Source organism: Mitsuaria sp. TWR114, assembly GCF_007997345.1.
On sequence record NZ_VOSR01000687.1, the window covers coordinates 1 to 9,907 of the forward strand.

Here is a 9,907-nt window from a genome sequence, read left to right on the forward strand (position 1 = left end):
GCTGATGGACGCGACGATGCCGGTGGTGGGCGATCCCAAGACGGTGAACGACAGCTTCATCGCGCAGATCACCGCCAACGCGCAGGCCATCATCGACAAGGCGGTGGACCTGGGCGTCAGCGACCGCGACCACATGGTGGTGGGCGGCCACAGCTACGGCGCCTTCATGACGGCCAACCTGCTGGCGCACACGCGGTTGTTCAAGGCGGGCATCGCGCGCAGCGGCGCCTACAACCGCAGCCTCACGCCCTTCGGTTTCCAGAGCGAGCGCCGGACCTACTGGGAGGCGCAGGAGGTCTACCAGAAGCTCTCGCCGTTCAACTACGCCGACCGGCTCAAGGAGCCGCTGCTGCTGATCCACGGCGAGCTGGACAACAACCCCGGCACCTTCCCGATGCAGAGTGCGCGGCTGTACCAGGCGCTCGCGGGCACCGGCGGCTCGGTGCGCTACGTCACGCTGCCCTTCGAATCGCACGGCTATTCGGCGCGTGAGTCGGTGGGGCACACGCTGTGGGAGATGAGCGAGTGGATGAAGCGCCAGGTGGGGCCCGGCGCGCCGATCGCGACGCCGACCACTGCGGAAGCCGCGGACGCCGAGCCCAAGGCGCCCGCCGCGCGCTGAGCCTCACTGGGGCCGGCGGGGCGGCGGTCCGCCGCGGCGCGGACCGGCGGGGCCGCCCGAACCCCTCGGTCCGCCGGGGCCACCCGACCGCTGCGGTTTCGGCGCGGGGCGCGGCCGCGAGATGTCCGCCAGCAGCAGGCTGGCCCGCACCAGGCTCTCGACTGCCTCGTCCAGTTCCTCGGGCGGCTCCAGGCTCTCGATCTCCTCGAGCAGCGCATCCGCGTCCTCGAGGTCCTCGGGATCCAGATGCATGTAGAGCTGGGCGAGCGGCTCGTTGAGCTCGGACTCGTCCAGGTTCATCAGCGCCGGGAACAGGTCGGCGGCCAGCGCGAAACCGGCGACCCAGGGCAGCACGGTCTCCGACGGGGACGCGTCCTCGTCCAGCTCGAAGACCCAGGGGTCGAACCACTGCCGATCGGCGATGGCCTGCTTGAGCTGATGCTCGCGGCGCTGGACCAGCTGCAGCAGCGGCTGGGCGTCGTAGCGCGCCGGGGCGGGCCGGCCCTCCTCGGCATCGAGCACCCAGCGCCACCAGTCGGACAGCGGCACCGGCTTGGGCTGCAGGATCAGCGCGACCAGGAAGCCGTCGAGCATCGAGGCATCGAGCGGCTCCAGCGGCGCCGGGACTTCGTCGAGCAGTGACTGCAGCTCGTCGAGGTCGTCGTCGCTCCAGGGCTCCGGCGGCGCGCTGGGCGCGTCGATCGCGGGGCGGTGAGGCTGCGGACGCGGCCCGTGCGACGGCGTGCCGGCCCTCGCGGGCGAGCCCGAGGTCTTGCTTGCAGGCGGCCGGGGCGCGGACTTCTTGGGAGGCTTGGGCGCGGTCATGGGGCGGGATTATCCGGCGCGCGTGTACGCCGCCTGAAGCGACCCCCGGCACAACCGCGTTGTCCACGACAGCAGCGGCAGGATCCGCGCCGGGGCACGGCGACCGGGATGGCTTGTGTGCGCCGGCGAACGGAAGTCATGGGTCGCGGCGTGAGATCCGCCGCAGTTTTCCGTAATGCGGAGTGCTCCTTACACCTGCTGACCAATTTCCCCAGGTATCCCACCTTGAGGGGATGCCGCGTCCTCAGGGTTCGCCCTAGAGTCCACCTCACGCCTTCCAACGGCGCGGCCTTCAGCCCCGATGGACGGCACCGATCCCAACGACGTCCTTTCTAGGACTTGCAACGCCCGGTCAGCTCCGCTGGTCGGGCGTCCTTTTTTGTGGGTCCGAATCGATCGGCACCGCGCTTACGATGCGCGCCATGCCGACCGTGCCAAGCCCCGCCGTTCTCCGGTTCGACGCCGCCGCCCTGGATGACGCCGAAGCCCTCGTCGCGCTGCGCATCGCCGCGATGCGCGAGAGCCTCGAACGCATCGGCCGCTTCGATCCGCAGCGGGCGCGCGAGCGCTTCCTCTCCAGCTTCGATCCCGAGCGCACGCGCCACATCGTCGTCGACGGGCAGCGCCTTGGCTTCGTCGTCACCACGCAGCAGCCTGGCTGGCTGGCGCTGGATCACCTTTATATCGATCCAGCCTGGCAGGGACGCGGCATCGGCGCCGGCGTGCTCGCCGAGGTCTTCCGCGAAGCGCGAGCACTCGGCCTGCCAGTGCGTGTCGGTGCGCTGAAGCAGAGCGACTCCAACCGCTTCTATCAGCGGCACGGATTCGAGTTGGTGGAAGAGGGCGAGTTCGATCTCTACTACGTGAGGCCTGCGGACTGAGGTCCGCCCTCAACCCTGCCCGCGCCGCTCCGGCTGGTCCTGATGCAGGAACACCGCGAACGTGTCCCACGGCAGCGGTGACTGGATCTGCTTGAGCATCCGTCCCACCTCGCCGCGGTGGTACCCGTCGTGGGTCACAACATGGAAGAGCATCTCCTCGCGCGTCATCGCGCCGCGGCCGCCGTCGGTGAAGGTGAACGCGATGCGCTCGGCCAGTTGCTCGGGCGTGATGGCCGCGACGTACTCCAGCAACCAACGGTCTGACGCCGCATGCGCCGCGCGCAGCGCCTGTGGCGTGGGCGTGTCGACGGTGTTGTTGGCCTCGTAGCCGTGCGGCTGGCCGGTCAGGTGGCCGGTGAAGATCTGGTTGACCACGTAGACGTGATTCAGCACGCGCAGCGCCAGGTGGCGCGCCTCCCCGAACCGCTCGGCATCGAGGTCCTCGATCGCCCGCAGGAACCCGTCGTGGGCCCAGGCCTGGTAGCGGAACAGGGTCGACAGCATCGATGCGGTGCTCATGGGCGCTCCTTGGCAATCGGCCCGGGATGGGCCTCGGCTGGGCGACATCATGACAGCGCCGCTTCCGCCTCGCCGAAGGTCAGCTCGGGGGCACGGCCTCGTCCGGCTGGACGCCGATCACCTCGCAGCTCGCGAGCACCACCCGCAGCTGCGCGGCGGTGAGCTCGGCGACCAGCAGCGGCCGGCCGCCGACCGGCTCGCCCGCGGCCTTCGCCGCGTCGAGCGCGCGCCGTGCGCCGGCCATCGCGGCCGGCCCCGGCTTGAGCCGCAGCAGCACCCGGGCCGTGCGGTCCGGGCTGCGGTCCAGCGACGCGAGCAGCGCCGCGGCGCCTTCGATGGCCTCCATGGCAGGGCACTCCACGGTGGAAGAAAACAGCGGCGCGCCCGGCGAGCCGGCCACCGCGCCGTCGCCGCCCATCAGCGCGCAGGCCGTGCCCATCAGGGCGGCGGCGATGCACGCCGGCATGCGCAGGCGCGACAGACGCGGTGACCGGGCCCTCATGGCTGGGCCGTCACGATGGTGCTGGTCGCCGGATTGTTGTCCAGCATCACCCAGCCCGGGCAGCTGTTGCCGGAGCAGGCCGCGCCCGTCGAGCGCCAGATGCGGCCATTGCCATGGCGCTGGTAGAGCCCGCTGGTGGCCGCCTCGATCTGCACGGTCGCGCCGTTGTTGTCGAGCATCGTCCAGCCCGGGCAGCTGTTGCCGGAACACACCTGGCCGGTGAAGCGCCAGATCTTGCCGTCCGCATGGCGCTGGAACAGCCCGCCGACATTGGCCGCGATCTCGCGCGCCGCCGGGTTGTTGTCCAGCATCGTCCAGCCGGGGCAGCTGTTGCCGGTGCAGGCCACGCCGGTCGAACGCCAGATCGCGCCGGTGTCATGCCGCTGGTACAGCTGGCCGCCCGCCGCGGCCAGCGCCTTGGCATGCGGGTTGTTGTCCAGCTGGGTCCAGCCGGGGCAGCTGTTGCCGGAGCAGGCCGCGCCGGTGGAGCGCCAGATCGCGCCGGTGTTGTGCAGCTGGTAGAGCCGCGTGCCGTCCGCGACGATGTCGATCGTGGCCGGGTTGTTGTCCAGCATCGTCCAGCCCGGGCAGCTGTTGCCCGAGCAGGCCGCGCCGGTCGAGCGCCAGATCTTCCCGTCCGCATGCCGCTGGTAGAGCGAGGTGCCGCCCGCCGCGATCTGCTTCGTCGCCGGGTTGTTGTCCAGCATCTGCCAGCCCGGGCAGGCATTGCCGCCGCAGCGGATGCCGGTGTAGCGCCAGACCTTCCCGTCCGCGTGCAGCTGGTACAGCGCGTTGCCGCCGGCCGCGATCGCGCGCGTCGCCGGGTTGGCGTCGAGCAGCACCCAGCCCGGGCAGCCGGCGCCATTGCAGGCCACGCCGGTGTGGGCCCAGATGCGGCCGTCGGCATGCATCTGGAACAGCATGCCGCTGGACAGCGCGAAGGGCTGCGGCGCGAGCTGGTTCACCGCCGCTTCCAGGTTGATGCGCCGGCGCGTGAGGTTGTTGCGCGTGTCGGTGATCGCGACGCCGGTCGATTGCAGCGCGCCGAGGATGTCGCCGACGTTGGCGCCCGGGACGACCGAGCGGATCGCCGCGAAGGCGCCCGCCACATGGGGCGTCGCCATCGAGGTGCCGTTCTTCGCGCCGAAGCCGCCGCCGGTCACCGACGAGGTGATGCCCGATCCCGGCGCCAGCAGGTCCACCAGCGCCGCGCTGTTGGAGAAGCTGGAGACGAGGTCGCTCTTGGTTGTCGAGCCCACCGTCACCGCGGTCGAGATGCAGCCCGGCGCGCTGACGCCGGTGGCCGAGCCGTTGTTGCCCGACGCGATCACCGTGGCCACGCGCACGGCCAGCAGGTCGTCGATGACGTCCTTGCGGGCATCGGCATCGCAGGCCGCGGCGTTGACGCCGCCGCCCAGGCTCATGTTGGCGGAGACGATGTTGCGCGTCGCGCGCCGCTCCAGCACCCGCTGCAGGCCGCGGATCTGGTCCGAGGTGAAGCTCAGGATGCAGGGCGAGGCCTTGTTCGAGTTCGCGCAGGGCGTGTTCCCCGCCGAGTCGGTGAAGCGCGAGAACACCTGCACGGCCATGAGGTTGGCGTCCGGCGCCATGCCGTTGAAGGTGGTGGCGCCGGTGGCGCGGCCGGCGGCGATGCCGGCCACGTGGGTGCCATGGTCGCAGCCGCTGATCGCGCAGGCCGCGCCGGAGCCGACCGCCGTGCTGCTGGACGCGCCGCCCGGGCAGAGCGAGGTCGAGTTGTTGGCCGCCGAGGTCGTCGAGAAGCAGGCCTCTTCGACGACGCGCCCGTTCAGGAACGGATGGTTGGCCTGCACGCCGGTGTCGAGGATGGCCACCGTCGTGCCGGCGCCGCGCGCGCCCAGTGCATGGGCCTGCGGCGCCCGCACCAGCGGGTCGGACTCGGCCAGCGTTGCGGGCACCGGCACGTCCTCGGTCAGCTCGGCGATCTCGCCGTTGGCGACCAGCGCATCGAGCTGGGCCGCATCGACCTCCATCACCACCAGCGCGGTGTCGGGCAGGCCTTCCACCGCGTCGGCGCCGCGGGCTCGCAGGCGCAGCACCAGCTGGTCGCGTGCGCCGCGGATCGCGGGCGTCTCGCCGATCGCGCGCAAGGGCTCGCCGGCGGGACCGGCCCCGGTCGCGTAGGCCGACAGCCGCGCGATCACCCGCAGCTTGCGCGGCGATTGCAGCGCCTTCGCGCGCAGCGCCGAGTAGCCGCCCACGCGCAGCGCCTCGCCGGTGCGCAGGGTCACGCCCTGGACCACGTCGGTCTCGGGCTTGAGGGTTTGTGCCGCGGCGGGCGTCATGCCCAGCAGCGCGGCGGTCGCGCCGCACAGGGCCGCCCAGGCGGCCATGCGACGACGCATCACAGTCAACGAAGTCATACCTGTCTCCTGACGGCCAACATCGACCGCCCGGGGCGACTTTCGGCGGCGGCGCTTCACGAAAAAACCCATGGACTAGGGAGGCCGACCCCCATGGGAGGGAAGGCGAGGCCCCTCGGATCAGGGATGTTTCCCCACAGCGGGGGAGGCGGCAGGGGTGAAGCGGCGGCCTGCCCCGGTGCGAGCAGCGGTCGACGAATCGTGCATGAACGTGCAGAAACAGGATTGATCATGCATACTGCGGCGCTTCAACCGAGGCGCGACATGACGCAACCCGACCTTCCCCAAGCCCGCCGGCAGCTCATCGCCGAGCGCCTCTCGGCGGGCCAGTCCGTCGTGGCGGCGGACCTCGCCACCGAATTCAAGCTCTCCGAGGACGCGATCCGCCGCGACCTGCGCGCGCTCGCGGCCGACGGCTTGTGCCGCCGTGTCTATGGCGGCGCGGTGCCGGTGCAGGACAGCGACCGTCCGCTGGCGGCGCGGCTGCGCGAGGCGCCGGGGCGCAAGTCGGCGCTCGCGCGGGCGGGGGCGGCCACGGTCCGGCCGGACGAACTGGTGTTCATCGACACCGGCAGCACCAACCTCGCGCTGGTCGAGTTCCTGCCCGAGGACGCCGGGCTGACCATCGCCACCAACGCGGTCGACGTGGCGGCGGCCGTGCTGCGCCGGCAGGACCTGCGGCTGCTGATGCTGGGCGGCGAGGTCGACCGCCACCTGGGCGGCTGCGTGGACGCGGCCGCGGTCGATGCGCTGTCCCGGATGCGCATCGACCGGTGCTTCGTCGGCGTCTGTTCGCTGTCGGTGGCGGACGGCGTCATGACGACGCAGTTCAGCGAGGCGGCGTTCAAGCGCACGCTGATCCAGAACAGCCGCCAGGTCGTGGCGCTGCTGACCAGCGACAAGGCACGTGCTTCCGCTCCGCATCACATCGCCGACTTCGCGATGCTCAGGACGGCAGTGATCGAGCAGGACCTCGATGCCGGCGTGGTGCGCGGCCTGCGCGAAGCCGCGGTCGACGTGATCGCCGTGGAGACCGCGGCATGAGCGCCGCGCCGCAGAGCTTCACGGGCGCCGAGCCCGTGGTCGAGAAACCCGAGCATCGCCTCGCCGTGCGCCTGGCCTTCCTGGTGGCGGGCTTCGGCGTCGCGTGCTGGGCGCCGCTGGTGCCTTTCGCGCGGCAGCGGCTGGGCGTCGATGAAGGCGCCCTCGGCGTGCTGCTGCTGTGCCTGGGCTTGGGCTCGGTCGTGGCGATGGTCGCGGCCGGCATGCTGAGCACGCGCTTCGGCACGCGGCTGGTGATCGTGTGCAGCGGCTTCGGCATGGCGGCGCTACTGCCCTTGCTGGCCTTCGCGGGCTCGCCCTGGACCCTGGGCCTGGCGCTGGCAGCCTTCGGCGCATGCCTGGGATCGCTCGACGTCGCGATGAACATCAACGCGCTGGAGGTCGAGCGCGCGGCGGGCAAGCCGCTGATGTCCGGATTCCATGGGCTCTACAGCGTGGGCGGCTTCATCGGCGCGGCCTTCATGACGCTGCTGCTGTCGATGGACTTCGAGCCGCTGCATGCGACGCTGCTGGGCGCCGCGCTGATGGCGCTGGCGGTCGTGGTGGCCTGGCCCTACGTGCTGGAGACGGCGCGCTCGTCCAGCGGTCCGCTGTTCGTGATGCCGCGCGGCCTCGTGTGGTTGATGGCGCTGCTCGCCGCGGTGACCTTCCTCGCGGAAGGCGCGGTGCTGGACTGGAGCGCGCTGCTGCTGACCGAGGCCAAGCTGGTCGCGCCGGCGCAGGGCGGCATCGGCTTCATGCTGTTCTCGATCGCGATGACGGCGGGACGGCTCACCGGCGACGCGGTGGTCGCGCGCCTGGGCGATCGGCGGACGCTGGTGGTGGGCGGCGTGGTCGCGGTGCTGGGCGTGGCCGCCTTGCTGCTCGCGCCGGTCCGCGCGGTGGCCTTCGCGGGCTTCGTGCTGATCGGCCTGGGCGCGTCCAACCTCGTGCCGGTGCTGTTCCGGCGCGCCGGCCAGCAGACCGTGATGCCCGCCGCGTTCGCCGTCTCGGCGGTGACGACGGCGGGTTATGCGGGCGTGCTGCTCGGGCCGGCGTTGATCGGCTTCCTCGCGGCGGGCGTCGGACTGTCGACCGCGTTCTGGCTGCTGGCTGCGCTGCTCGCGCTGGTGCCATTGAGCGCGGTGAAGGTCACGCGCTGAGCCCTCAGTAGCCGCCGCCCATCACGCCCTTGAGGTGGTCCACCAGCAGCCGCACGCCCTGCGGCGTGTGGCTGCTCCACGGATGGATGGCGTAGATCGCGTCGCCGAAGAAGCCGACGGCGCGCCAGTCCGGCAGCACCTCGACCAGACGGCCGTCGCGCATCGCGTCGCGGGCGCTGAAGTCCGGCAGCAGCGCGATGCCCAGCCCCGACAGCGCCGCGTCGCGCAGCACCTCGCTGTTGCTCGCGCGGAAGAGGCCTTGCACCGGCACGCGCAGGCGCTCGGGCGCCGGCGCGCTGGCGGCGCGCTCGAAGAACCATTGCGCTGGCCCCGGGCGCAGGTAGGGCAGGCAGTGATGCTGCGCCAGTTCCGCCGGATGCTGGGGCCGGCCCGCGCGCGCGAGGTAGGCCGGGCTGGCCGTCAGCAGCGCGCGCGACGGGCAGAGCTTGAACGCGACATGGGTGTCCGGCGGCGCGCTGGTGTGGCGGATCGCCAGGTCGAAGCCCTCCTGCGCCAGCGGCACCAGCCGGTCGGACAGGTCGAGCTCGATGCGCAGCTCCGGATACCGCTCGAAGAAGGCCGGAAGCGCGGGCGCCACATGCTGCCGCCCGAGCGCCACCGGCGCGGTCACGCGCAGCAGACCGCGCGGCGCGCCGGCGGACGCGGCCTGGACCGAGGCCGTCGGGCCGCTCGTCCCGCTGAGCGCGTCGAGCGCGCCGAGCGCGCCAGGCACGACGACGGATGACGTCGATGTCGCGGTTGTGGTCGAGGGCGAAGTCAGGGCGGACGCCACGAGCGTCGCGATGGCCGCGCGATCGAGCTTGCCGTTGGGCAGGCGCGGGAAGTCGTCGACGCGCATCACCCGTGCAGGGACCATGTGCGAGGGCAGCAGCGACTTCAGCGCCTCGCGCAGGCCGCCGATGCCGACGTCGGCGCCAGCACCGTCCTCAGCCATGGCGACGCAGGCAGTCAACTCGATGCCGCCGGCGCCGGGCATCCCGAGCACGACGGCCTGGCGCACGCCGGACAGCGTCAGCAGCGCGCCTTCGACCTCCGCTGGGTCCACGCGGAAACCTCGCAGCTTCAGCTGATGATCCGCGCGTCCGATCAGGCGCAGGCCGCCCTCGGCCAGCACCTGCGCGACATCGCCGGTGCGGTAGAGGCGCTCGCCGGGATGGAACGGGTCGTCGACGAAGACCCCCGGCACCTCGCGACCCAGGTAGCCGCGGCACAGCTGCGGACCGCCCACATGGACCTGCCCCTGGGCGCCGGCCGGCACCAGTCGCATCGCCTCGTCGAGCACATGGACCCGGGTGTTGGGCAGCACCTGCGTCAGCGGCAGCGCGTCGGCGCCTTGCGCATCGGACGGGCGCACGCGGTGGACCAGCACGCCCACCGTGGTCTCGGTCGGGCCGTAGTGGTTGTGGATCACGGTGCCCGGCGCGAGGCGCCAGATGCGCTCGATCAGCGCGCGAGGCGCGGCTTCTCCGCCGAGCACCACGGTGCGCGGCAACCGCGGCGACCGGGCGTCCAGCAGCGCCTCCAGGTGGGACGGCACGATCTTGATGGCGTCGATGCCGCGCCCGTCGACGAAGCGGGCGAAGGCGTCCGCGTCCCGCGTGTCGGCGTCCTCGGCGATGACCAGGCAGGCACCGTTGAACAGCGCGCCGAACAGCGCCGTGTTGCCCAGGTCGGCCACCACCGAGCTCGTCAGCGCCCAGCGGCGGCTGGCCGCCAGGTCCATCGCCACCGAGCTGCCGACGACGTAATGGAGCAGCTGGCCATGCTCGATGGCGACGCCCTTGGGCTGGCCGGTCGAGCCCGAGGTGTAGAGCACATAGGCCAGATCGTCCAGTCCCGCGACGCTTGGCGGCATGTCGGCGTCGAGGGTGCGCAGGTCGACGACCGGCTCAGCTGCGGGGCTCAGGCTTTCTCCGGCGAGGACCGCCGCG

At 72.0% G+C, this 9,907-nt stretch carries 9 protein-coding genes; 4 read left to right on the forward strand and 5 right to left on the reverse strand.

The window, feature by feature from the left end; genetic code table 11:
• The coding region (locus FUT87_RS22315; protein ID WP_147242430.1) for a S9 family peptidase at positions 1-622 on the forward strand (622 nt) is incomplete at its 5' end.
• A 3-nt stretch (positions 623-625) separates the two neighbouring features.
• Here the strand turns inward: FUT87_RS22315 and FUT87_RS22320 are convergent.
• Entirely contained in the window at positions 626-1,447 is an 822-nt protein-coding gene (locus tag FUT87_RS22320) for a YecA family protein (protein WP_147242431.1), read from the reverse strand.
• Positions 1,448-1,869: 422 nt separating this feature from the next.
• On the opposite strand from FUT87_RS22320, the gene FUT87_RS22325 reads away from it, so the two are divergent.
• The gene (locus FUT87_RS22325) at positions 1,870-2,328 is read left to right on the forward strand and encodes a GNAT family N-acetyltransferase (RefSeq protein WP_147241962.1); all 459 of its coding nucleotides are present in this window, start codon (positions 1,870-1,872) and stop codon (positions 2,326-2,328) included.
• A gap of 9 nt (positions 2,329-2,337) precedes the next feature.
• On the opposite strand, the gene FUT87_RS22330 is transcribed toward FUT87_RS22325, so the two are convergent.
• The 3 genes from FUT87_RS22330 to FUT87_RS22340 all read right to left on the reverse strand — a co-directional run bounded on the left by FUT87_RS22330 (position 2,338) and on the right by FUT87_RS22340 (position 5,751).
• Positions 2,338-2,847 carry a DinB family protein gene (locus tag FUT87_RS22330; protein WP_091729258.1) on the reverse strand — a complete coding sequence of 170 codons (510 nt, stop codon included), beginning with the start codon at positions 2,845-2,847 and terminating at the stop codon, positions 2,338-2,340.
• 79 nt (positions 2,848-2,926) lie between these two features.
• On the reverse strand, positions 2,927-3,313 hold the full coding sequence (locus FUT87_RS22335) for a hypothetical protein (protein WP_147242432.1): 387 nt from the start codon (positions 3,311-3,313) through the stop codon (positions 2,927-2,929).
• 32 nt (positions 3,314-3,345) lie between these two features.
• Positions 3,346-5,751, reverse strand: a complete 2,406-nt coding sequence (locus tag FUT87_RS22340; protein WP_186830704.1) for a S8 family serine peptidase — start codon at positions 5,749-5,751, stop codon at positions 3,346-3,348.
• A 231-nt stretch (positions 5,752-5,982) separates the two neighbouring features.
• Between FUT87_RS22340 and FUT87_RS22345 the strand changes: the two genes are divergently transcribed.
• Both FUT87_RS22345 and FUT87_RS22350 read left to right on the forward strand, forming a co-directional pair.
• A complete protein-coding gene (locus FUT87_RS22345; RefSeq protein ID WP_404935431.1) occupies positions 5,983-6,795 on the forward strand; it encodes a DeoR/GlpR family DNA-binding transcription regulator in 813 nt (270 codons plus the stop codon).
• Positions 6,792-7,955 (forward strand): MFS transporter, encoded by a 1,164-nt coding sequence (locus FUT87_RS22350; RefSeq protein WP_147242187.1) that lies wholly within the window; start codon positions 6,792-6,794, stop codon positions 7,953-7,955. Before FUT87_RS22345 ends, FUT87_RS22350 begins: the two co-directional genes overlap by 4 nt.
• Before the next feature lie 4 nt (positions 7,956-7,959).
• Here the strand turns inward: FUT87_RS22350 and FUT87_RS31025 are convergent.
• Positions 7,960-9,907: AMP-binding protein (locus tag FUT87_RS31025; RefSeq protein ID WP_255511966.1), on the reverse strand; the 1,948-nt coding region annotated here is incomplete at its 5' end.